Raw genomic sequence first — 23,000 nt, forward strand, 5'->3', positions numbered from 1 at the left:
CCCGTGACCACCACCCCCGCCGAGGACCGCGCGACCCTCGTCGCCGTGTGCATCGACCTCGCCGACCGGCTCGACGTCGCGGGCCTGCGCGCCCGCGTGCACCGCGGCCTCGCCGCCGTCGGCGTGGTCCCGGTCGCACCGGACGGCGAGCCCTTCGACGGCACGCACCACGACGCCGTCGACCGCGAGCCCACCACCGACCCCGCCCGCGACCGCACGGTCGCGAGCACCGAACGCACCGGCTACCTCGACCGCGGCCACGTCCTGCGCCGCCCCGAGGTCGTGGTGTACGCCCTGGAGACACGATGAGCACGGCACCCGCGACGCCGGTGGGCGCGCGCCGCACCCACCCGCTGACCGACGAGGTCCTCGCGCTGGTGGCCGACGTGCGCGCCGCCGCGGTGGAGGACGAGGAGACCGGCACGGTCGACGCGCTCGACGCCGACGTCGCCCGCGTGGCGCACGGCAGCGCCGCGGTCGTGGTGGTCGGCGAGAAGAAGCGCGGCAAGAGCTCGCTGATCAACGCGCTCGTCGGGCGCACCGGACTGCTGCCCGTCGACGCCGACGTCGCCACCTGCGTGCACGTCGTCGTCGCCCACGGCCCGGACGGCGCGACGGTGGTGCGCACCGACGGCGACGACGTCGAGGTGCCGCTGGCGGGCATCGCCGAGTACGCCGCCCTCGACCCCGGCGCCCGCGCCCCGGCGCACGAGGACGTCACGCAGGTGCAGGTGCGGGTCCCCGCGCCGCTGCTCGAGGGCGGCCTCGAGCTCATCGACACCCCCGGCGTCGGCGGGCTCGTCGCCGGCCACGCCGCCCTGACGCTCGCGACGCTCGACCGGGCCGACGCGCTGGTGTTCGTGCTGGACGGTTCCAGCGAGATCACCGCGTCCGAGCTCGCGTTCCTGGAGCGGGCCACCGAGCGGATCGCGACCGTCGCCTTCGCCCTGACGAAGATCGACCAGTTCCCGGCGTGGGAGGCGGTGCGGGCCCGCAACGTCGAGCTCATCGCCGCGCACGCCCCGCGCTACGCCGACGCGCCGTGGTTCGGGGTGTCGAGCCGCGCCGTCGCCGACGCGCTGGCGGCCGAGGCCGACGGCGAGCCCGAGGAGGCCGCCGAGGAGTGGGCGTCGAGCGGGATCACGCCCCTCGCCGAGCACCTCGGCGGGCTCGCCGAGGGCGCCGACGGGGTCCGGCTGGCGAACCTGCTGGCCCAGGCGCGGTTGCTCGCCCAGCGCCTGTCGGCGCTGCAGGTCCGGCGGGCCCTGTCGCTGTCGGTGGGCCCGGAGTACGCCGCGTCGGTGAAGCGCGAGAAGGAGGCGCTGACCGCCCTGCAGGCCCAGAACGCCACGTGGCGCCAGACGCTGGGGGAGCGGTCGGCGCGTCTCGAGCAGCGGATGCGCGCCGAGCTCGCCCGCCGCATCGAGGACGTCCGCAAGGAGGTCGGCGACCGCATCGCGGGCGGCGACCACAAGGTGTTCGACGAGGTCGCGACCGACCTGCCGCCGCGCGCGCAGGCCATCTGGATCGACCTGGACACGATGCTGCGCCGCGAGCTCGACGCGCTCGCCGCGGCCCTGCTGGCCGACCTGCAGGGCGTCGAGGCCGACCTCGGCGGCGTCATCCCGGAGACCCCCGAGCGGCTCGCCCGCCTGCCCGAAGCGGCCCGCGGCCAGGGCAGCACCAGCTTCGCCGAGCAGGGCGTCATGTCCGCGAGCCTGGGGATGGGCATGGGGCACATGGCCTACCTGGTGGGGGCCGCCGTGCTCGGGCCGTTCGCGGTGGTGGGCGCCGTGGCCGCCGGCGTCGGCGTCGTCGGCTTCTTCACCTGGCGGCGCTGGTCCAAGGAGCGCGGTGCCCGCAGCCGCGAGGACGCCCGCCGCTACCTGCAGGACGTCACGGCGCGGCTGAACAACGAGGTCCCGCCCGTCGTGAGCCAGGCCGTGGCCGGCGCGCGCGAGGTGCTCTCGCAGCGGATCACGGCCGCACTGACCGCAGAGAAGGACCGCCTGACCACGAGCCTCGCCGAGCGGGAGAAGGCCCTGGCCGGCGAGAAGAGCGCACTGGCCCGGCGGAAGGCCGAGGTCGAGGCGCGGCTGCGCCGCCGCAACGAGCTGCGCGAGACCGCCGAGCAGCTGGCCGGCCGCCTGCCGGACCAGCGGCCGGCCGACCGAGGAGGGGAGGCGTCGTGACCGCGTCGCAGGAGGCCGGGGGACCCTGGCTGGACATGTCCCGCTACCCGGACGGCGACCCCGACGAGGTGCTGAGCCCCGGCGAGCACGCCCTGCTCACCGACGCGCTCGCGGTCGACGACGCGGCACTGCCCGACGCGGTGTTCGAGCACATGCTCGCCGTCGTCACCGGCGACGCGGGGGAGGACGGCGCCGACACCGCCGACACCGCCGACGACCCCGACGCCGACCCGGGCGCGGACGACGACCTCCTCGCCGCCGACGACGGGCAGGGCTGGACGGACGACCTGGCGCACGCGCTGGGCCTCGACGGCGACCCCATCGGCGACCCGACCCACGACCCCGACCCGGCCACCGATCCGGGCGCCGACCCCGGCGCCGGCCACGACGGGCACGGCGGCTGGGTGTGAGCGCTCCCCGGGCCGGCTTCGACCTCGCGATCGACTTCGGCACCTCGTTCACGACGACGGCGACGCTGGCCGGCGGCCGCGCCGAGGTGCTGGAGATCGACGGCTCGAAGTACGTGCCGTCGCTGGTGTGCCTGGACGAGGACGGCAACGTCCTCGTCGGCCGGGACGCGGTCAACGGGGCCGCGATGGCCCCGGACCGCACCGAGCGGGTGCCCAAGCGGGCCCTCGTCGCCCACGAGCAGGTGCTGCTGGGCAGCAGCACGGTGGCGACGGTCGACCTCGTCGCCGCCGTGCTCGCCCGCGTCGGGGACGAGGCGAGCCGCCGGTTCTCCGGCCGCTCCCCGTCGCGGGTGGTGCTGACGCACCCGGCCCGCTGGCAGCCCGGGGGGCTCGAGCTGCGCCGGCTCACCGAGGCGGCCGAGCGCGCCGGGCTGGGCGAGCCCGACCTCGTCGCCGAGCCCGTGGCGGCCGCGCAGCACTACGTGCGCAGCGGCTCCGGGGACCAGACCGTGCCCGACGGCGGCGTCATCGGCGTCTACGACTTCGGCGGCGGCACCTTCGACACCGCCGTGCTGCGCCGCCGCGGCGACGGGTTCGCGCTGGCCGGTTCGCCCGGTGGCGACGCCGCCCTCGGTGGCGAGGACCTCGACGCCGCCTTCATGGAGATCCTCGCCGAGCACGCCGAGGCGCTCGACGCCGACGCGTGGACCGCGCTGTGGGAGGCCGAGGGCCGCATCCGCGAGCGGGACCGCACGCTCCTGCGCCGCGACGTCACCCAGGCCAAGGAGGCGCTCTCGCGTCTGCCGGCGGTGGACCTGTGGGTCCCGGGCTACGACGACGAGCTCCGCGTGACCCGCCGGGAGTACGAGCGGGCGGTGGAGCCGCTGCTGGCCCGCAGCGTCGCCGAGCTGCGCGACACGATCGCCCGCGCCGGGACGACGCCCGACGCGCTGGTCGACGTCTACCTCACCGGCAGCACCAGCCGGACCCCGCGCATCAGCGCCCTGCTCGCCGACCTGCTCGGTCACCCCCCGGGGATGCGCGAGGACCCCAAGGCCGTGGTCGCGCTCGGCGCGCTGGCCACCGTGCCCGGATCGGTCAGCGCCACCCAGCACGTCCGGCTCCCGCCGCGCACGCCCCCGCGGACCCAGCCGCCCGCCGAGCCCACCCCGCCGCTGACGCCGTCGGGGTTGAAGGTGCCGCCGGTGCCGGCCGACGGGACCGAGAAGGTCCGTCGCCCGGACAGCGGGCCGGCGTCCCGTCCGGCCCCGCCGCCCCCGCCGCCGTCCCCGTCGGTCGTCGACGAGATCGCGCGCGAGATCGCGGCGATCGCCGAGGCGGCCGGGGTCGCCGACCTCGTCGGGACGGTCGCGCCCACCGTGCGCGGGGGCTCGACGGGCGAGGCCACGCGCCGGCCGCTGGTCTCGGCCGCCGAGGGCGTGGGCACGGCGATCGGCACCCGGCACACGCCGTTCCCCGGGCTGCCGCCGGAGATCGCGCTGCAGGTGCTGCGGGAGGGTCGCGGCGAGCTCGGTGCCCTCGGGCGCTGCCTGACCCGGCTCGACGAGGTCCGCGAGCGGCTCGCGACCCTGTGAGGCCGGTCCGGGAATCCGGACGTCCGGGGTGGGTCCGGGCAGCGCGGGGTACGGAGGACGCATGAGCCACACCGCGACCACGCGCACGGCCGCGCCCGCCCTCACCGCCCTGCGCGTGCTGGCGGTGCTCACCGTCGTCGTGCTCGCCTGGCAGTTCGTCACGGCGGGCTCGCTCGTGGGGCCGGCCGGGTCCGAGGACGCCGAGGACCTGCACGCCACCGGCGCGATCGTCCTGCACGTCGTCTCCGGCCTCGCGATGATCGCGGCGGCACTGGTCTGGCGCGGCGGGGCGGCCCTGTGGCCGGTCGTCGTGGCGGCGCTGGTGTTCGTGCTGAGCTTCGTGCAGGCGTACTTCGGCGGGGGCGCGACGCTGTGGATCCACGTCCCGGGCGCCCTGGTCCTGACGGTGGGTGCCGTGCTCGTCGCCGCGTGGTCGTTCAGCCGCGGCGCCGCGGGTGGGCGCTAGCGCGAGCCGGCACGTCGCGAGCTGATGACGCCGGTGTCGAAGCCGGCGAGGTGCAGACCCCCGTGGAAGCGGGCGTGCTCGACCTTCAGGCACTGGTCCATGACGACCGTCAGCCCGGCCTCGACCCCGCGCTGCGCCACCGCGTCGTCGCGCAGCCCGAACTGGGTCCAGAACGTCGACGCCCCGACCGCGATCGTCGCGTCGAGGACCTCGGGGAGGTCCTCGAGGCGCCGGAACACGTCGACGAGGTCGGGGGGCACCGGCAGCGCGTCCAGCGACGGGTACACCGGCCGGCCGAGTATCTCCGTGGCGTTCGGGTTGACGAAGTACACGTCGAAGTCGGTGGAGCCGAGCAGGTAGGTCGCGACGAAGTTCGACGCCCGCGCCGGGTTCGGCGAGGCGCCGACCATCGCGACCGTCCTCGTGCGCCGCAGGATCGCCTGGCGCTCCTGCGCGGTGGGCGGGGTCCAGCTCACGTGGCCTCCACCCGTCGAGCTCCGCTCCGCTTCGTCTCCATCGTGGCCTCCGTCAGTGCCTGGTCGAGGTCCCACAGGATGTCCTCGGGGTCCTCGATGCCGACGCTGATGCGGATCAGGTCCGGCCGGACACCGCCCTCGCGCAGCTGGTCGGCGGTCAGCTGCTGGTGGGTGGTCGACGCCGGGTGCAGCACGAGCGTGCGGGCGTCGCCGATGTTGGCGAGGTGGCTGCACAGCTGCACCGCCTCGATGAACCGGCGACCGGCGTCGCGGGCGGCGTCCTCGGTGTCGCCACGGACCCCGAAGCTGAACACCGCGCCCGGCCCCTGCGGCAGGTAGCGCCGCGCGCGCTCGTGGTGCGGGTGGCTCGGCAGGCCGGCGTAGCTGACCCACGCGACGCGCTCGTCGGCCTCGAGCCACTCCGCCACGCGCCGGGCGTTCGCGACGTGGCAGTCCATGCGCTGGGGGAGCGTCTCGATGCCCTGCAGCAGCAGGAACGCCGAGTGCGCGGAGAGCGTCGCGCCGATGTCGCGCAGCTGCTCCGAACGAATCTTGGTGAGGAAGCCGAACTCCTGGAAGTTCCCCCACCACGTGAGCCCGCCGTAGGACGGGTTGGGCTCGGTCATCTGCGGGAAGTTGCCGTTGCCCCAGTCGAAGCGGCCGGACTCGAGGATCACGCCGCCGATCGTCGTGCCGTGGCCGCCGAGGAACTTCGTGGCGGAGTGGATGACGATGTCCGCGCCGTGCTCCATCGGGCGGCACAGGTAGGGCGTGGCCATGGTCGAGTCGATGACCAGCGGCAGGCCGCGCCCGTGGGCGACCTCGGCAAGCGCCGCGACGTCGGTGACGTCGCCGGAGGGGTTGGCGACGATCTCGGCGAAGACGAAGCGGGTGCGGTCGGTGATCGCGGCGCGGTAGGCGTCGGGGTCGTCGCCGGGCACGAACGTGGTGTCGACGCCGAAGCGGCGCAGGGTGACGTCGAGCTGGGTGACGGTGCCGCCGTAGAGCGCCGACGACGCGACGATGTGGTCGCCGGCGCCGGCGAGCGTGGCGAAGGTCAGGAACTCCGCGGCCTGCCCGGAGCTGGTGGCGACGGCTCCGAGCGCACCCTCGAGGCTGGCCAGCCGCTCCTCGAACGCGGCGACCGTGGGATTGGCGATGCGGCTGTAGATGTTGCCGTACTTCTGCAGGGCGAAGAGGTTGGCGGCGTCGGCGGTGTCCTCGAAGACGAAGCTCGTGGACTGGTAGATCGGCACCGCCCGCGCGCCGGTGGCCGCGTCCGGCACGGCGCCCGCGTGCACCGCGCGGGTGCGGAAACCCCAGGGACGGTCGTTGCCTGCCACCCCGTCGTTCTACACCGGGGATCGCCGGGCACGCAGGGGTGGGACGGCGAACGGGTCAGAGGCCGAGTTTCCCGAACCACGCGTTCGACTGCGCGTTCCACGCGTTGATCAGCGCGAGGGTGCCGCCGGCGAGGAAGACGACGCTGACCGCGAGCTGGACGACGCCGTACACCGGCGCGAACGCCAGCAGCACGAGGGCGCCGAAGAGCGCGATCAGGCTCGAGAGCATCGCGAGCCCGGTGAGCACCGTCAGCACGAGGCGCGCCCACTGCCGCTGCCCGCGGAAGTGCAGGGCGAGGAACACCCCGATCGCCGCGCCGATCAGCGCGAACACGATGCCGACGCCCGAGACGTAGTCGCCGACCCCGATCGTCGTGACGACCACGCCGAGGACGTTGACGGCGATGATCCCGAGCCAGAGCCGGAACGCGCGCTCCACCGGCGCGGGGATGCCCGCCGGCAGCGGCACCCCGCCGAAGCCCGGCGGGATCAGCGGGTTGGGACCGGCCTGCTGCTGGCCGTACTGCTGGCCGTAGATCTGCTGGCTGAACGGCGGTGGTTGGGCGCCGTAGGGCGGGCCGTAGGGCCGCTGCTGCCCGGGACCGGTCGGTGGGCCGTAGCCGGGGGGCGGGCCGTACCCCGGGGGCGGGCCGTAGCCGGGCGGGGGCTGCTGCTGGCCGGACGGCGGGCCGTACTGCGGGCCGTACTGCTGGCCTCCGTGGTGGGGGGCTCCGTACCGGGGGTCGGATCGTCCGTCGGGCGGGGTGGGTGCGCTCATGGCCGGACGGTAGGGCGGCCCGGACCGGGCGAACAGGCGAACGACCTACTCACATCTGCGCCCCGTGGTGGGCCGGTTACTCATGCCGGAACCACGCGTTCGCCCCCGCCTGGTGGGCGGAGAGGATCGCGGCGACGATCAGCGCCGCCTGCGCGAGGCCGGCGACCGTCGAGACCGCCCCGAACGTCACGCCCTGCCCGGCGGAGAGCAGCAGGCCCAGCACGGTGACCAGCACCGACAGCCCGCCGACGAGCGTCAGCACCAGACGCGCCCAGGGCCGTCCCCGGCGCAGGGCGACCGCGCACCCGACGACGAGCACGAGCACCACCAGGCCGACGACCAGCCCGGTCGGCGCGGCGGTCGCGGGCGCCTCCGCCAGGCCGACGACGCTCGCGACGAGGCCGACGACGACCGCCGCGATCCACAGCACGAACGAGCGCCGGACGGGGGCGGGCGGGGTCACGACGATCACCGTAGATCCAGGACCCACCGCCACACGGTCCCCTCGTCGGGGTCGATCACCTCGCCGTCGTGGGTGAAGCCGTGGCGGCGCAGCACGTGCACCGACGCGTTCTCCTGCGGGCTCGTGTGGGCCGTGACCCGCCGCACCCCACCGGTACGGGCGTGCCGGAGCCAGAGCCCGACCGCGGCCGACGCGACGCCCCGCCCACGCCGGGACGGGGCGACCGAGTAGCCGATCTCGACCTCACCGTCCTCGGGCGGCCCGGTGAACCCGCCGAGCCCGACGACCTCGGTCCCCTCGACGATGAGGTGGGCGAACCACGCCGGGTCCACCCCGCCCTCGAGCGCCGTCACCGTGGGCTCGAGGGCCTCCGGGAACGCGAGGTAGCCGTCGACGAGCGTGAGCCCGAACCGGTCGGCGAACGCCTCCGGCTCGGTCAGCAGCGTCACCGCCTGCTCGGCCGGCAGCGGCAGCACCTCGATCCCCACGGGAGCAGTGTGGGGCCCTGTCGGGGCCCCAACCACTCACATGCCGTGCATCTTGGCGATGACCTGGAGCATGACCTCGTCGGCGCCGCCGCCGATCGACGTGATCCGCATGTCGCGCAGGAACCGCGCGGTCCACGTCTCCTCCATGTAGCCCAGCCCGCCGTGGTACTGCAGGCAGGTGCGGGCCACGTCCTCGCAGAGCCGCCCGACCGCGAGCTTGGCGATCGTCGCGAACTTCGACGTGTCCTCGCCGCGCATGAAGGCCTCGGCGCAGGCGTAGTTGTAGTGGCGGCACATGTCGAGGCGGGCGTAGAGCTCGGCGAGCTGGTAGGTCAGGTACTGGTTGCCGATCAGCGGGCCGCCGAAGGCCTCGCGGCCGCGCAGGTAGGCCGCCGTGCGGTCCAGGGCGCGCTCGCAGGCACCGACGCGGCCGTAGCAGGCCACCATCCGCTCGTTCTGGAACTGCGCCATCTGCTGCTGGAACCCGCGGCCCTCGCGGCCGATGGTGTTGCTGATCGGTACCCGGGCGCCGTCGAAGGCCAGCTCGGCGGTGTCCGAGCAGCGGTTGCCGAGCTTGTCCAGCTTGCGCGAGACGCTCACGCCGGGCGTGTCGGTGGGCACGACGATCTGCGACATGCCGCGCGCGCCACCCTCGTCGGAGGTCCGCGCGAGCAGGCACAGCCAGTCGGCCTCGACGCCGTTGGTGATGTAGAGCTTCGAGCCGTGGATCACCCAGTGGTCGCCGTCGCGGACCGCGCGGGTCTTCAGGCCCGCGACGTCCGACCCGGCGTCGGGCTCGGTGACCGCGATCGCGGTGACGTGCTCGCCCCGGATCGCCGGCGCGAGGTAGGTCTGCTTGAGCTCCTCGGAGCCGAAGCGGTGCAGCGACGGCGTGGCCATGTCGGTCTGCACGGCGATCGCCATGCCGACCCCGGCGGCGTCGGCGCGCCCGATCTCCTCGGCGAGCACCACCGCGAACAGGTGGTCGGCGCCGCCGCCCCCGTAGGCGGGGTCGTACTCGAGACCCAGGAAGCCCAGCTCGCCGAGCTTGCCGAACAGCTCGTGGGTGGGCATCCGCCCGTCGCGCTCCCAGGCGTCGACGTACGGGTCGATCTCCCGCTCGACGAACGTCCGCACGGTCTTGCGGAACGCCTGGTGCTCCTCGGTGAACGCGACCACTACTTCACTCCCTGCAGGTGCGCGAGGGCGGGCCCCCAGCGGTCGGTCTGCGACCCGGTCGGCGCGTAGAGCGGGACGCGCTGGGCGACACCGCCGAAGCGCCGCTCCAGGGCCGGCCCGACCTCGTCGGGCTCGGCGACGATCGCGATGGTGTGCAGGACCTCGTCGTCCACGGCCTCGCCCATGGCCTCCCACTCGCCCCTCTTCGACAGGGTGTTGAGCTCGCGGGCGAGGTCGCCCCAGCCGTGCAGCTCGAGCACCGGGTGGTAGGCGGGCGTCGAGCCGTAGAACGCGACCTGGCGGCGGACGTCGCGCACCGACTCGGCGAACTCCTCCTCGGTGTTGCCGGTGGCGATGAGCGCGGTGGCGGAGAACTCGAAGCCGGAGCCGTCGGTGCCGGCCTTCTCGAAGCCCTCGTGCAGCGCCGGCAGCGTCACCTCGTGCAGGTAGCGCTCGGTGGAGAAGGCGTGGGCCATGAACCCGTCGGCGACCTCGCCCGCCACCGTCGTCATCCGCGGTCCGACGCCGGCGAGGTGGATCGGCGGGTTGCCGTGCGGGTTCGGGCCCGGCGAGAAGAACGGCGTCATCAGCGTGTGCGTGTAGAAGTCGCCGCGGAAGTCGAGGCGCTCCCCGGTCGACCACGCGTCCCAGATCGCGTGGACGGCGCGGATGTACTCGTGCATCCGGCGTGCCGGCTCGGACCACGGCATCGAGAACCGCTTGGTGACGTGCGGCTTGATCTGCGTGCCGAGGCCCAGGACGTAGCGCCCGCCCGTCATCTCCTGGAGGTCGTTGGCCGTCATCGCCGTGGTCATCGGCGTGCGGGCGAACGCGACGGTGATCGCCGTGCCGAGCGTGATCCGCTCGGTGCGGGTGGCCGCGAGCGTGATCATGACCGCCGGGTCGTGCTGGGTCTCCGAGGCCCAGACGGCGTCGTAGCCGGCCTCCTCGGCGACGACGGCGTCGTCGGCGAACGCGGTCAGCCCGCCGGTGACGACGGTGGCGTCGACCTTCATCGCAGCAGCTCCTCGGGGATGTCGACGTGGCGGGCCCGGACGAACTCGCCGAGACCCTTGGCCTGGGGGTCGAGCGCGAGGTTGTCGGCGACGCCCCGCCCGAGGAACCCCACCACGGTCACGCCCACCGCGCGCAGCCGCGGCAGCGCCCAGATCCGCAACGAGCAGCCGGCGGCGTCCTCGCCGAGCAGCCACGCGACGTGCGCGTCGTCCCACCAGCCGCTCAACCACGCGTGCGCGGCGTCGTCCCGGGCCCAGAGCCCGAGCGTCGCGTTGCCGCCCTTGTCGCCCGACCGCGCCCCGAGGATGCGGCCCAGCGGAGCGCGCACCGTGGTGTCGCAGCGAACGGGTATCTCGCTGCTTCTAGGCGTCGGAACTCCCCGTTCGCTCGCCGCGACGGCCGGCGGGGGCACGGTCCAGGTGCGCTCGCCGAGGCCGACGAGCTGGGGCAGGTCCGCGGCGGGCAGGAGCACCGGCCAGAACACGCTCGCCGGGCTGCCCGGGCCGGGTGGGGTGGTGGCGAAGAAGCCGGGGTAGCCGGCGAGCGCGGTCTCCACCGCGGCCCGGGACAGCCGGGCGCACACGTCCTTGCTGCCCGCGACGGCGACGGTGAGCAGCGAGACCGCCTCGGTCATCCGCGCCGGGTCCTCGCGGTCGGCGCGCAGCAGCCGGGTCTCGACGCGCTCGAAGGCGTCGCGCCCACCCGGCACGCCCGCCCACAGCGCGGCGAGGGCCTGCTCGGCCTTCGCGTCGACGTCCAGGCCGGTGAGCACGAACGTCATCTCGTTGTGCCACCCGGCGGGCAGCACCGCGCCGACCTTGACCGTCGGGGGCGGCGGCTCGCCCCGCGTCCCGGCGATGCGGACGCGGTCCGGCCCCTCTTCGGTGAGGGTGATCGTGTCGAGGCGGGCGACGACGTCGGGGGTCGGGTAGCGCGGGCCGTCGACCTCGTAGAGCAGCTGGGCGGTGACGGTCTCGACGGTCACCGCGCCGCCGGTGCCCGCCGCCTTGGTGATCACCGCGGAGCCGTCGGCGTCGATCTCGGCGATCGGGAAGCCGATGCGCTCGGTGCCCGCGAGCTCGCCGGCGAACGAGAAGTTGCCGCCCGTGGCCTGCGGCCCGCACTCGATGACGTGGCCCGCGGCGACGGCGCCGGCGAGCGCGTCGAGGTCGTCGGGACCCCAGCCGTGGCGCCACGCCGCCGGCCCCACGACGACCGCGGCGTCGGTGACCCGCCCGGTGACGACGACGTTCGCCCCGGCCTCGAGCGCGGACACGATCCCGCGGCAGCCGAGGTAGGCGTTGGCGACGATGGGTTCGTCGGGGATGGGCTCGCCGGTCTCGGCGTGCGTCGCCCGCTCACCCAGGGCGCGGACCTGTTCGGTGACGTCGTCGCCGCCCACCCAGGCCACGTGCGCGCGGTCGTCGATCGCCGCGACCTCGGCCGCGCAGCCCGCCGGATCGAGCCCGCCGGCGTTGGCGACGACGAGGATGCCGGCGTCGCGGCAGTCGGCGAGCACGTCGCGCATCTGCGTCACGAACGTCGTCGCCCAGCCGCCACGGCCGCGGTCGCGCTGCTTGGCGAGCAGGCCCATCGTCAGCTCGGCGAGCCAGTCGCCGGTGAGGACGTCGACGTGGGCGCGGCCCTCGAGGTGCGCGTCGACGATCTCGCGGGCCGCCGCGAGCCGGTCGCCGTAGAAGCCCGAGACGTTCGCGACGGCGATCACTCGGGCGTCCCCAGGGTGACGAGCGTGGCGTGTGCCTCGACGTACTGGCCGACCGCGACGTGCACGGTCTCCACGACGCCGTCGGCGGCGGCGAGCGCGGGGTGCTCCATCTTCATGGCCTCGAGCACCACGAGCTTCTGCCCGGCGACGACGTGCTCGCCCTCGCGCACCAGCACCTCGACGACGGTCCCCGGGACCTCGCTGACCGGCCCGGCCCCGCCCGCCGCGGCGTGCGGCGCGGGCAGGCGCGGCACCTCGCGCCAGGCGCTGTGGCCCTCGCCGTCGTCGACGTAGGCGGTGACACCGCCGGGCGCGTCGTGGTGGGTGACGCGGCAGCCGTACTCGACGCCGTCGAGGGTGACGCGGGCGCCGTCGGGTGTGACGTCGCGCAGGCCGACGCCGTCGAGATCGGGGACGACCTCGCCGTCCGGGCCCTCCCACGGGACCACCGGCCGGGGTGCCCCGCGCAGGAGGCGCCAGCCGGGCGGGGCGAGGTCCTTGAGGGGATCGCGCGCCCGGCGTGCGGCACTCGTGGCGGCGACCGCCGCCGCGAGGTGCACGACCCGCGGGGTCGCCGGGGGCGGGGTGCGCAGCTGCGGGTGGCGGTCGAGGAAGTCGGTGCGGGTCTCGCCGGCGAGGAAGTCGGGGTCGCGCAGGACGGCGACGAGCAGGTCGCGGTTGGTGGCCGGGCCGTGGATCTCCGCGCGCGCGAGCCCGGCGGCGAGCCGGAGCGCGGCGGCCGTGCGTGTCGGCGCGTGGGCGATCACCTTGGCGATCATCGGGTCGTAGAAGGCGCTGACCTCGCCGGACTCCCCGAGCGCGTCCTCCCAGCGGAGATCGCTGTCGTTGCCGGGAGAGGTGTGGGAGTAGCGGTGCAGCGTGCCGGGGCTGGGGCGGTCGTCGCGGGCGGGGTCCTCGGCGTAGAGGCGTACCTCGACGGCGTGCCCGCGCGGGACGACGTCGTCCTGGCCGAAGGGGAGCCGCTCGCCGTCGGCGATCGCGAGCTGCAGCGCGACGAGGTCGACGCCGTAGACCTCCTCGGTGACCGGGTGCTCCACCTGCAGCCGGGTGTTCATCTCGAGGAAGGCGAACCGCCCGGCGTCGTCGAGCAGGAACTCGACGGTCCCGACGCCGACGTAGCCCAGCTGCTGCGCGAGGGCCACGGCCGTGGCGCCCATCCGCGCGCGGAGCTCCGCCGACACGACCGGCGACGGCGCCTCCTCGACGACCTTCTGGTGGCGGCGCTGGATCGAGCACTCGCGCTCGCCGAGGTGCACGACGTGGCCGTGGGCGTCGCCGACGACCTGGATCTCGACGTGCCGTGGCGCGTCGAGCAGGCGCTCGAGGAAGACGGTGTCGTCGCCGAAGCTGCGGGCGGCCTCGGCGCGGGCGGAGCGGACGGCGTCGGCGAGGCCGGCGGCGTCGCGGACCTCCCGCATCCCGCTGCCCCCGCCGCCCGCGCTGGCCTTGACCAGCAGGGGGAACCCGACCCGCTCGCCCGCGGCGGCCCAGTCGGCCGGGTCGTCGGACTCCAGGAGCGCGTCCGGCAGCGTCGGGACACCGGCCTCGCGGGCCAGCGCCTTGGCCGTGTGCTTGACGCCCATCGCCGCGATCGCCGCCGGGTCCGGGCCGACCCACGTCAGCCCGGCCGCGGCGCAGCGGCGCGCGAAGGCGGCGTTCTCCGAGAGGAAGCCGTAGCCGGGGTGGACGGCGTCGGCGCCGGTGGCCCGCGCGGCGGCGAGGACCTGCTCGACGTCGAGGTAGGTCTCGCTGCTCGTCGACCCGCGCAGCGCGACCGCCCGGTCCGCCTCGGCCACGTGCGGGGCGTCGGCGTCGGGCTCGGAGTGGACCGCGACGGTCCGGATCCCGAGCGCCCGCGCCGCTCGGATCACCCGCCGCGCGATCTCCCCCCGGTTGGCCACGAGCAGCGTGCTGATCACGGTCCTCACATCCGGAACGGCGCGAAGCGGGTCGCGCCGGTGACGGGGGCGGAGTGGACGGCCGAGAGGGCCAGGCCCAGGACGGTGCGGGTGTCGCGGGGGTCGATGACGCCGTCGTCCCACATCCGCCCCGACGCGTAGACGGCGTTGGACTGCGCCTCGACCGCGTCCTCGACGGCCTTCCGGGTGGCGCGGTCGGTGTCCTCGTCGTACGCCCGGCCCGCGCGCTCGGCCGAGCGGCGCTGCACCATCGACATGACGCCGGCGAGCTGGGTGCCGCCCATGACCGCGATGCGGTGGTTGGGCCACGTGAACACGAATCGCGGGTCGTAGGCCCGCCCGGACATGCCGTAGTTCCCGGCCCCGTACGAGGCGCCGACCATGAGCGTCAGGTGCGGGACCTCGGAGTTCGACACCGCGTTGATCAGCTTGGCGCCGTCCTTGATGATCCCGCCGCGCTCGTAGGCCGACCCGACCATGAACCCGGTGATGTTCTGGACGAACAGCAGCGGGATCGACCGTGCGTTCGCGAGCTGCACGAACTGCGCGCCCTTCTGCGACTCCTCGGAGAACAGGATCCCGTTGTTGGCGAGCACGCCGACCGGGAAGCCGCCGATCGAGCCCCAGCCGCAGACGAGCGTCGTGCCGTAGAGCGGCTTGTGCTCGTCGAAGCGCGAGCCGTCGAGCACGCGCGCGAGCACGTCGCGCACCTCGACCGAGCGCTTCGGGTCGCTCGCCGCGCAGCCGAGCAGCTCCTCGGCGGGGAAGCGCGGCGGGTCGGGCGGCAGCGTCGGGCCCGGCCCGGCCTTGCGCCAGCCCAGGTCGGCGACGATCCGGCGCCCGATCCGCAGGGCGTCGCGCTCGTCGGCGGCGAGGTGGTCGGCGAGCCCGGACTCGCGGGCGTGCATCTCCGCGCCGCCGAGGGTCTCGTCGTCGACGTCCTCGTTGATCGCCATCTTCACCAGCGGCGGCCCGCCCAGGTAGACGGTGGCCTGACCGCGGACGAACACCGTGTACTCGCTCATCCCCGGCATGTAGGCCCCGCCCGCGGTGGACGAGCCGAAGACCAGCGCGATCGTCGGGATGCCCTGGGCCGAGAGCCGCGTCATCTCGCGGAAGGTGCGCCCGCCGGGGACGAACAGGTCGGCCTGGCGGGGTAGGTCGGCCCCGCCGGACTCGACGAGGGCGACGACGGGCAGGCGGTTGCGCTCGGCGATCTCCAGCGCCCGCAGCTGCTTGGTGACGCCGATCGGCGTGATCGAGCCGCCCTTGACCGTCGGCTCGTTGGCGACGACCAGGCACTCCACCCCGCTCACCGCCCCGATGCCGACGACCAGGCCGGCACCCGGCGTGGTGAGGTCGGGCTCGTGGGCGCCGGCCAGCGCGCCGATCTCGAGGAACGCGGCGTCGGGGTCGAGGAGCAGGTCGACGCGCTCGCGGGCGGTGAGCTTGCCGCGGTCGTGGTGGCGGTCGACGTACGTGGGGCCGCCGGCCTCGAGCACCGTCGCGGCGACCTCGTCGACGCCGCGCAGGGCGTCGAGCATGGTGTCACGGTCGGCGGCGTACTCCGGCGACGACGGGTCCAGCCGCGAGCCCAGCACCGCGGCGGGCGAGACGTCGGGGACGGCGCTCACCCGTCCAGCCCCAGCCGGCCCGCCACGACCTCGTCCATGATCTCGGTGGCGCCGCCGCCGATGCCGAGGATGCGCGCGTCGCGGTAGTGGCGCTCGACCTCCACGCCGTGCATGTAGCCCATCCCTCCGTGCAGCTGGACCGCTCGGTCGACGACGGCGTCGCACGCCGCGACGGCGGTGTTCTTGGCCATGGCCAGCTCGGTCACGACGTCGGTGTCGGGCGACCCGGCCTGCCAGCGCGCGAAGACGTCCCGGACGTAGGTGCGCGCGACCGTCGCCTCGCGGGCCATCTCGGCGATCTGGTGGCGCACCAGCTGCCGGCGCGCCAGCGGCTCGCCGAACGTCGTGCGTCGTCGGACCCAGTCGACGGTGAGGTCGACGCAGCGCTGGGCCGTCGCGTACGCCTGCACGGCGAGCGACAGCCGCTCCGCCGCGAAGTTGACCATGATCTGGCGGAATCCGGTGCCCTCGGCACCGACGAGGTTCGCCGCCGGCACGCGGACGCCGTCGAAGTGCAGCTCGGCGGTGTCGGAGCAGTGCCAGCCCATCTTGCGCAGCCGCGAGCGCGAGACCCCGGCCCGGTCGGTCTCGATCACCAGCAGGGACAGGCCGCGGTGCCCCGGTCCGCCCGTCCGCACGGCGGTGGTGACGAGGTCGGCCCGGGTGCCCGAGGTGATGAAGGTCTTGGCGCCGTCGACGACGTAGTCGTCGCCGTCGCGCACCGCGCGGGTGGTGATCGCCGCGACGTCGGACCCGGCGCCGGGCTCGGTGACGCCGAGGCTCGCGATGGCGCGCCCGGCGAGCACCGGGCGCACGAACCGGTCGATCTGGGCGGGGTCGCCCGCGGCGGCGATGTGCGGGACGCCGATGCCGTGGGTGAACAGACCCGCGCAGACCCCGCTCGACCCACCGGAGAGGATCAGCTGCTCGGTGACCAGCGCGGCGTCGAGGTGCTCGCCGGCCCCGCCCGCCGCGGCCGGGAAGCCCAGCTCGAGCAGGCCCAGCTCGCCGGCGCGCTCGTGCAGCGCCCGCGGCAGCGCGCCCTCGTCCTCCCAGCGCGCGAGGTGCGGGACCACCTCGCGGACGGTGAAGTCGGCGACCAGCTCCCGCAGGGCACGCCGCTCGGGCGTCGCCCACGCGTCGTGGGCGCTCACCGGTTCGGAGCGAGGGGCACCCGCGCTCGATCTACCCGAGCGAAGGTGCCCCTCGCTCGACACGGGCGTGCCCGTCACCGGGCGACCGCTTCCGCCTGGCCGGCGTAGCGCTCGCGCAGCACGCGCTTGAGGAGCTTGCCGGTGGCGTTGCGGGGCAGCTCGTCGACGACCTCGACGCGGCGCGGGGCCTTGAAGTGCGCGATCCGCTCGCGGGCGAAGGCGATGACCTCGGCCGGGTCGAGCGCGCCGTCGGGCACGACGACCGCCAGCACCGTCTCGCCCCACTGCGGGTCCCCGACGCCGACGACCGCGACGTCCGCGACCGCGGGGTGCCGGTGCAGCACCTGCTCGACCTCGACGGGGTAGACGTTCTCGCCGCCCGTGATGATCATGTCCTTCTTGCGGTCGACGAGCGTCACGAAGCCCTCGGCGTCGCGCACGCCGAGGTCGCCGGAGTGGAACCAGCCCCCGCGGATCGCCTCGGCCGTCGCCTCCGGCCGGTTCCAGTAACCGGCGAACACGGTCGGGCCGCGCAGCACCAGCTCGCCCACCTCGCCGACGCCGACGTCCTCGCCGGCCTCGGAGACGAGCCGCGCGTCGACGTGCAGGAAGGGCCGCCCGACCGACCCGGCATGGGTCAGGACGTCGGCGGCGTCGAGGAAGAGCGCGGCCGGGGAGAGCTCGGTCATCCCGAAGCCCTCGGTGAACGTCCAGCCCAGGCGGGTGAAGTGCTCGATGACGGTGACCGGGCAGGGCGCCCCGCCCGAGATCGCCCAGCGCAGGGCAGGCAGCGGCGGCAGCGCGGGCAGACGGGTCAACGCCGCCCACATCGCGGGCACGAGGAACTGGGTGGTGACGCCCTCGCGGGCCATCAGGTCGACGAACGCCGCCGGGTCGAACGACGGGACGACGACCACCGTGCCGCCGGCGTAGAGCAGGGGCAGCGTGGAGAGCCCGAGCGCGCCGATGTGGAACAGCGGCGCCGCCGCGATCGTCACGTCGGTGCCGCCGATGCCGGGGCCGGCGGTGACCATGTTGATCGCGTTCCACAGCATGTTGTCGTGCGTGAGCACGGCGCCCTTGGGCACGCCCGTGGTCCCCGACGTGTACATGATCACGCAGGGGTCGTCGCCGCCGACGGGCTGCGGCGTGACGGTGCCGTCGCCCGGCTCCGCGCCGAGGTCGACGAGGGGCCGGTCGGTGCCGTCGGCCAGCGACGCGAAGGCCGCCGAGTGCACGAGCACGCTCGCCCCGGAGTCGGTCAGCACGTGCGCGACCTCGGCGGGGGCGAGCCGGTGGTTCACCGGGACCGAGACGGCGCCGAGGCGGGCGGCGTCGAAGAGCCACTCCAGGTAGGCCGCGGAGTTCTCCCCCAGCAATGCGACCCGGTCGCCCGGCCCGACACCGAGCCCGGCGAGCGCCGCCGCCCGCGCGCCGACGCGGCGGTCGAGCGCGGCGTAGGTGTGGCGGGCGCCCGTGGCCACGTCGACGAGCGCCGTCGCGTCGGGCCGGCGCACGGCCCGGCGCGCCACCCAGTCGGCGATCCCACCGTCCACGGCTGTCCTCCCGCTCCTCCCACCCCGGCGTGACCTGGGCTACTCTGCCCGTACGTGCGGTCAGTTCACAAGGGGGCGCCATGACCGAGCCGGTGGTGGCTCCCGGGCGCGCCCGGGGCGGGCGGCGCGACGAGATCCTGACGACGTTCACCCGGCACGTCGCCGGCCGCGGCTACGACCGCGCGAACTTCGGTGACGTCGCCGCCGAGCTGGGGATGAGCAAGGGGACGATCGTCCACCACTTCGGCACGAAGGACCGGATGCTCGCCGAGGTGCAGGAGCGCTACATGCGCCGGCGCCTCGACGAGGCCCACGCGTTCCTCGCCCGGCTGCCCGCGCCCGAGGACCGGATCGCGGCGTTCGTGCACGCCGGCGTCCGGTACTCCACCGACGAGCCCGAGACCACGGTGGCGTTCCAGCGCGAGGTCGTCCGCCTCACCGACGAGCCGGGCATGGAGACCGCCCGCGCCCAGCGCGACGCCTACCGCGACCTGGTCGTCGCCGTGCTCGCGGAGGGCGAGGAGTCCGGGGCGTTCCTCCCCGGCGACGCCCGGCTGCGCAGCCTGCAGATGTTCGGCTCGCTGCACTGGATGTGGACGTGGTTCGACCCCCGGGGCCGGCTGGCCCCGGGGATCGTGGCCGCCGAGTTCTGCCGCACGCTGCTGCGCGGGCTCGGCGTCGGCGAGGAGGCGCTGGCCCGCGCCGCGGACCCGGACGGTCCGGTCGCCCGCTGCGTGGCCGACGTGTGCGTCAGCGCGCCCGGCTCCGGCGGCGCAGCAGGAGGTAGACCGCGCCGCTGACCAGGAAGCCGGCCTCGAACCCGATGTCGCCGATGCCCGGCACGGCCGCCGCGACGAGGCCGGTGAACGCCACCTGGTTCGCGAACAGCACGATCGCGACGACGATCCCGGTGAGCATCGCGATCGGCCCCGCGGCGTTGCGGTGGGTGACGTCGAACAGCAGCCCTTCGCTGTCGCTGCCCCGCCGCAGCCACCAGTCGGCGAACACCACCGCCAGCCACGGCCCGATCCAGTAGGCGATGATCAGCAGGAAGCCCTCGTACGCGTGCCCGGCGTCGGCCAGCCCGAACAGGGCGACGACGAACCCGAGCACGCCGAACACCCCGACCGCCAGCGCCCGGCGCAGCGTCAGCGGCAGGCGGATGCCCAGGGCCACGAACGACAGCGCGCCCGAGTAGATGTTGATCGCGTTGGCGGCGACGGCACCGAGCGCGATGCACAGCAGCGTCAGCGCCGCGAGCCAGCCGGGCAGGTGCGCGGTGAAGGCACCGGTCGGTGTGGCGTGCGGGTCGCTCGCGAGCGTCGCCGACGCCGCCCCGACCGTCTCGAGCACCACGCACGGCACGAACACCCCGAGCCCGGCGGCCCACGCGGTGGCACGCGGGCTGGTCGTCGGCGGCAGGTAGCGCGTGTAGTCGGTGGCGTAGGGGTTCCAGCCCGCGGCGTAGCCGAAGGTCGCGCCGACCGTCAGGAGGAACCCGGCGACCGGCCCGGCGGGCTGGCCGTCGGTCGGCACGTACGACGGGTCGACCTGGGTCAGGATCACCACCGACGTGACCGCGAAGACGACGGCCAGCACCGGCAGCACGACCTTCTCGAAGCCGTGGATGAGGTTGTGGCCGAGCAGCGCCACCCCGATCTGGACCGCCGCCACCACGAGCAGGCCGAGCCAGGCCGGCATCCCGGTCAGCGTCGCGAGCGCGAGCGCGCCGGACACGCTGTTGACCGCGAACCAGCCGATGCCGCCGACGACCGCGTTGAGGCCGGCGGGCAGGGCGTTGGCGCGGAAGCCGAAGCCGAGCCGTGAGAGCACCATCATCGGCACGCCGGTGCGCGGCCCGCGGGACGAGAGTAGGCCGTGGGTCAGCGAGCCCAGCGCCGTCCCGGCGACGATGCCCAGGACCGCCCCCCAGAACGACAGGCTGAAGGCGCTGACGGCGAGGACGCCGACGAAGATCGTGGCGAACTCGAGGTTCGGTGAGCACCACGTCCAGAACAGCTGGCGCGGGCGCCCGTGGCGGTCGGCGAGCGGGATGAACTCGGCGCCGCCGGGCTCGACGGCGACGACCCGGTCGCCGTAGACGCCCTCGCGGACGACGACGTCCGACGGATCCTGGGTGACGGACATCGTCCGACCTCCTCTGCTGCCCTACGGCACGGTGATCGCCGCCAACTTCGCGGCGAGGTAGTCGCGGGCGCGCACCGGTGCGGCGGCCACGTGGCCGACGGGCGGGCCGAGGGCCTCGACCGTCGTGTCCGGGTCGAGCTCGTAGAAGTAGACGAGCGAGACCAGGTCCTCGTCGGGCGCGACGTCCTGCGGGGGCAGCACGCGGTGCCGGGTGGAGCGCCAGCGCTCCCCGGTCCAGCGGGCCAGCAGGTCGCCGATGTTGATCGTGAACGCGCCCGGGTGGTGCGGCGCGTCGACCCACCCGACGCCCGGGACGTCCACCTGGAGCCCGCCGGCCCCGACCTCCCGGTCGAGCACGGTCACCGTCCCGAAGTCCGTGTGCGCGCCGATGCGGAACTGGCCCTCGGCGGGCTCACCGGTCTCGGTCAGCGGCGGGTAGCGGTTGACGTTGAGCGTGTACGACGGGTGGCCCGTGGCGCGGGTGAAGAAGTCCTCGGGCAGGCCGAGGGCGCAGGCCCCGATCACCAGCAGCTCGTCGGCGAGGGCGCGCACGTGCGCGAGGTGGTCCTCCAGCGCGAGCCGCAGTGCCGGCACCTCGTGCGGCCAGACGTTGGGGGCGAACCAGACCGCGTCGATCGCCGGGTCACCGGTCGGCGAATCCGACCCACAGGTCCAGCTCTCCTTGAGGTCCGGCGGCGTGCTGACACCCTCGGCGCCGGCGTTGGCCTCCGCCCCGGGTTGCAGCCAGCCGCGGCCGCCCACCCCGACCGCGTAGGGCTGTTTGACCTCGGTGGGCAGCGCGAAGAACTGGCGGGCGGCCGCCCGGGCGGCCGCCCGCACGGTGCCCGGCACCTCGTGCCCGGTGACCAGCAGGAACCTCGACGTGCGCAGCGCCTCGTCGACCTTGCGCGCCACCGCGCCCCGGTCGTCCGCGGTGCCGTGGAACCAGGGCTGCAGGTCGACCAAAGGCACCGGTGCGGAGCTCATTCCGGCCCCCCGATGTCCTCGAGCCACGCCTCGGGGTGCTCGGCCGCGAAGCGCTGCATGAGCGCCGCGCAGTCCGGGTCGTCGAGCACCGTCACCTCGACGCCGTTCTCCGCGAGCCAGGCGTGCTGGCCGCCGAAGTTCTCGGCCTCGCCCACGACGAGGCGCGGGATGCGGAACTGGCGGATGAGCCCGGCGCAGAACCAGCAGGGCGAGAGCGTCGTGACCATGGTCGTGCCGCGGTAGTGCGGGCGGCGACCGGCGGCACGGAAGGCGGCCGTCTCGCCGTGGGTGGCGGGGTCGCCGTCCTGGACGCGGCGGTTGTGGCCGCGGCCGAGGAGCTCGCCGTCGGGGCCGAACAGGGCCGCGCCGACCGGCACGCCCCCCGCCGCCGCCCCGGTGCGGGCCTCCTCGAGCGCGACGGCGAGCATCGCGGTTCCGGTGAGCACGGCGGTCACGCTGCCAGCCTGCGCGCGCCCCCGGCACCGGAGGTGTCGCCGCTGTTACGTGTCGGTCGCGCACGACGGGGCATGCTGGGGTCGTGCCGGAGCTGCCCGAGGTCGAGAACGCGCGCCAGGTCGTCGAGCGGGCCCTGGACCGGGAGATCGCGAGCATCGACGACACCGACGAGTTCGTGTGCCGCCCCCACGGCCCCGGCGAGATCGACCACGCCCTCAAGGGCGGTCGCCTCACCGTCGCGCACCGGCGGGGCAAGACGATGTGGTGCGACACCGTCACCGCCGACGGCGACGAGGGCCCGCACCTGGGCATCCACCTCGGCATGGGTGGGCGGATCTTCGTCACCGGGCCGTCCGGTGACGCCGAGAGCCTCTACGCCGGCGGCGACCCGCACGTCGGGGGCATGCCGAAGAAGGCCGGGGAGCGCCCGGACAAGCCGGAGTGGGACCGCTTCCGGATGACGTTCGCCGATGGCGGCGAGCTGCGGCTGTTCGACAAGCGCCGCCTCGGGCGCGTGCGCCTGGAGCCCGACCTCGACGCCCTCGGCCCCGACGCCGCCGAGATCACCCGCGACGAGTTCCGCGCCCGCGTCGGCAAGGGCACCGCGCCGCTCAAGGCGCGGCTGCTCGACCAGTCGGTGCTCTCGGGCGTCGGCAACCTCCTGGCCGACGAGACGCTGTGGGAAGCGCGGATGTCGCCGTCCCGGCCCGCGGGGGAGCTCACCGTCGCCGAGCTCGACGCGCTGCGCACCACCCTGCGCAAGGCCACCCGCAGCGCGATCAAGAAAGGCGGTGTGCACACCGGCGAGGTGATCCCCCACCGCGCGAAGGACGAGACGTGCCCGCGCTGCGGTGCGCCGATGGAGCGCGGGACCGTCGGTGGCCGGACGACGTGGTGGTGCTCGGCCGAGCAGGCGGAATGAGTCGTCCGACCGGCGGGTAACGGTCCGGCGCACCACGGAACAGCGACGTTTCGGAGGACCGGCGATGGCG

General features: G+C 75.0%; 22 protein-coding genes. 7 read left to right on the top strand and 15 right to left on the bottom strand.

Annotation, left to right across the window (positions count from 1 at the left end):
- The first annotated feature begins 3 nt into the window (after positions 1 to 3).
- The 5 genes from grpE (at position 4) to ABD994_RS01940 (ending at position 4,663) form a co-directional block, all read left to right on the top strand.
- Positions 4 to 309, top strand: coding sequence for a nucleotide exchange factor GrpE (grpE, locus tag ABD994_RS01920; protein WP_345410649.1), 306 nt, complete (start codon positions 4 to 6; stop codon positions 307 to 309).
- A complete protein-coding gene (locus ABD994_RS01925) occupies positions 306 to 2,192 on the top strand; it encodes a dynamin family protein (protein ID WP_345410650.1) in 1,887 nt (628 codons plus the stop codon). The genes grpE and ABD994_RS01925 overlap by 4 nt, the downstream gene beginning before the upstream one ends.
- Entirely contained in the window at positions 2,189 to 2,602 is a 414-nt protein-coding gene (locus tag ABD994_RS01930) for a hypothetical protein (protein ID WP_345410651.1), read from the top strand. The genes ABD994_RS01925 and ABD994_RS01930 overlap by 4 nt, the downstream gene beginning before the upstream one ends.
- Positions 2,599 to 4,197, top strand: coding sequence for an Hsp70 family protein (locus ABD994_RS01935; protein ID WP_345410653.1), 1,599 nt, complete (start codon positions 2,599 to 2,601; stop codon positions 4,195 to 4,197). The genes ABD994_RS01930 and ABD994_RS01935 overlap by 4 nt, the downstream gene beginning before the upstream one ends.
- A gap of 61 nt (positions 4,198 to 4,258) precedes the next feature.
- Complete coding sequence (locus tag ABD994_RS01940; RefSeq protein ID WP_345410655.1) at positions 4,259 to 4,663, top strand: hypothetical protein; 405 nt, start codon at positions 4,259 to 4,261, stop codon at positions 4,661 to 4,663.
- On the opposite strand, the gene ABD994_RS01945 is transcribed toward ABD994_RS01940, so the two are convergent.
- The 12 genes from ABD994_RS01945 to ABD994_RS02000 all read right to left on the bottom strand — a co-directional run bounded on the left by ABD994_RS01945 (position 4,660) and on the right by ABD994_RS02000 (position 18,417).
- Positions 4,660 to 5,139 (bottom strand): CoA-binding protein, encoded by a 480-nt coding sequence (locus ABD994_RS01945; protein ID WP_345410656.1) that lies wholly within the window; start codon positions 5,137 to 5,139, stop codon positions 4,660 to 4,662. The genes ABD994_RS01940 and ABD994_RS01945 overlap by 4 nt on opposite strands.
- Positions 5,136 to 6,482: an O-acetylhomoserine aminocarboxypropyltransferase/cysteine synthase family protein gene (locus ABD994_RS01950; protein WP_345410657.1), complete on the bottom strand. Its 1,347-nt coding sequence runs from the start codon at positions 6,480 to 6,482 to the stop codon at positions 5,136 to 5,138. Before ABD994_RS01950 ends, ABD994_RS01945 begins: the two co-directional genes overlap by 4 nt.
- A gap of 55 nt (positions 6,483 to 6,537) precedes the next feature.
- Positions 6,538 to 7,260, bottom strand: a complete 723-nt coding sequence (locus tag ABD994_RS01955) for a hypothetical protein (RefSeq protein ID WP_345410659.1) — start codon at positions 7,258 to 7,260, stop codon at positions 6,538 to 6,540.
- 76 nt (positions 7,261 to 7,336) lie between these two features.
- Positions 7,337 to 7,723 (bottom strand): hypothetical protein, encoded by a 387-nt coding sequence (locus ABD994_RS01960; protein WP_345410660.1) that lies wholly within the window; start codon positions 7,721 to 7,723, stop codon positions 7,337 to 7,339.
- Between the two features lie 5 nt (positions 7,724 to 7,728).
- Positions 7,729 to 8,211: a GNAT family N-acetyltransferase gene (locus ABD994_RS01965; RefSeq protein WP_345410662.1), complete on the bottom strand. Its 483-nt coding sequence runs from the start codon at positions 8,209 to 8,211 to the stop codon at positions 7,729 to 7,731.
- A 36-nt stretch (positions 8,212 to 8,247) separates the two neighbouring features.
- Positions 8,248 to 9,390, bottom strand: coding sequence for an acyl-CoA dehydrogenase family protein (locus ABD994_RS01970; protein WP_345410664.1), 1,143 nt, complete (start codon positions 9,388 to 9,390; stop codon positions 8,248 to 8,250).
- A complete protein-coding gene (locus ABD994_RS01975; RefSeq protein WP_345410665.1) occupies positions 9,390 to 10,406 on the bottom strand; it encodes a TIGR03617 family F420-dependent LLM class oxidoreductase in 1,017 nt (338 codons plus the stop codon). Before ABD994_RS01975 ends, ABD994_RS01970 begins: the two co-directional genes overlap by 1 nt.
- The gene (locus ABD994_RS01980) at positions 10,403 to 12,133 is read right to left on the bottom strand and encodes an acyclic terpene utilization AtuA family protein (protein ID WP_345410666.1); all 1,731 of its coding nucleotides are present in this window, start codon (positions 12,131 to 12,133) and stop codon (positions 10,403 to 10,405) included. The genes ABD994_RS01975 and ABD994_RS01980 overlap by 4 nt, the downstream gene beginning before the upstream one ends.
- A complete protein-coding gene (locus ABD994_RS01985) occupies positions 12,130 to 14,073 on the bottom strand; it encodes an ATP-binding protein (RefSeq protein WP_345410667.1) in 1,944 nt (647 codons plus the stop codon). The genes ABD994_RS01980 and ABD994_RS01985 overlap by 4 nt, the downstream gene beginning before the upstream one ends.
- Positions 14,074 to 14,078: 5 nt before the next feature.
- The gene (locus tag ABD994_RS01990; RefSeq protein ID WP_345410740.1) at positions 14,079 to 15,617 is read right to left on the bottom strand and encodes an acyl-CoA carboxylase subunit beta; all 1,539 of its coding nucleotides are present in this window, start codon (positions 15,615 to 15,617) and stop codon (positions 14,079 to 14,081) included.
- 86 nt (positions 15,618 to 15,703) lie between these two features.
- Positions 15,704 to 16,861, bottom strand: a complete 1,158-nt coding sequence (locus tag ABD994_RS01995; protein ID WP_345410669.1) for an acyl-CoA dehydrogenase family protein — start codon at positions 16,859 to 16,861, stop codon at positions 15,704 to 15,706.
- Positions 16,862 to 16,935: 74 nt separating this feature from the next.
- Positions 16,936 to 18,417 carry an acyl-CoA synthetase gene (locus ABD994_RS02000; protein ID WP_345410670.1) on the bottom strand — a complete coding sequence of 494 codons (1,482 nt, stop codon included), beginning with the start codon at positions 18,415 to 18,417 and terminating at the stop codon, positions 16,936 to 16,938.
- Between the two features lie 80 nt (positions 18,418 to 18,497).
- On the opposite strand from ABD994_RS02000, the gene ABD994_RS02005 reads away from it, so the two are divergent.
- A complete protein-coding gene (locus ABD994_RS02005) occupies positions 18,498 to 19,217 on the top strand; it encodes a TetR/AcrR family transcriptional regulator (protein ID WP_345410671.1) in 720 nt (239 codons plus the stop codon).
- Here ABD994_RS02005 and ABD994_RS02010 read toward each other — a convergent pair.
- From ABD994_RS02010 to ABD994_RS02020, 3 genes are read right to left on the bottom strand one after another with little or no spacing between them, the layout of a single operon-like run.
- The gene (locus tag ABD994_RS02010; RefSeq protein WP_345410673.1) at positions 19,168 to 20,565 is read right to left on the bottom strand and encodes a purine-cytosine permease family protein; all 1,398 of its coding nucleotides are present in this window, start codon (positions 20,563 to 20,565) and stop codon (positions 19,168 to 19,170) included. The two genes, ABD994_RS02005 and ABD994_RS02010, sit on opposite strands and share 50 nt — an antisense overlap.
- 21 nt (positions 20,566 to 20,586) lie before the next feature.
- The gene (locus tag ABD994_RS02015) at positions 20,587 to 21,552 is read right to left on the bottom strand and encodes an isopenicillin N synthase family dioxygenase (RefSeq protein WP_345410674.1); all 966 of its coding nucleotides are present in this window, start codon (positions 21,550 to 21,552) and stop codon (positions 20,587 to 20,589) included.
- Positions 21,549 to 21,980: a nucleoside deaminase gene (locus ABD994_RS02020; protein ID WP_345410741.1), complete on the bottom strand. Its 432-nt coding sequence runs from the start codon at positions 21,978 to 21,980 to the stop codon at positions 21,549 to 21,551. Before ABD994_RS02020 ends, ABD994_RS02015 begins: the two co-directional genes overlap by 4 nt.
- 110 nt (positions 21,981 to 22,090) lie before the next feature.
- Between ABD994_RS02020 and ABD994_RS02025 the strand changes: the two genes are divergently transcribed.
- A complete protein-coding gene (locus ABD994_RS02025; protein ID WP_345410676.1) occupies positions 22,091 to 22,930 on the top strand; it encodes an Fpg/Nei family DNA glycosylase in 840 nt (279 codons plus the stop codon).
- The last annotated feature ends 70 nt before the right edge of the window (positions 22,931 to 23,000 follow it).

Source organism: Actinomycetospora chlora (genome assembly GCF_039542135.1).
In the GTDB taxonomy this organism is placed as follows: domain Bacteria; phylum Actinomycetota; class Actinomycetes; order Mycobacteriales; family Pseudonocardiaceae; genus Actinomycetospora; species Actinomycetospora chlora.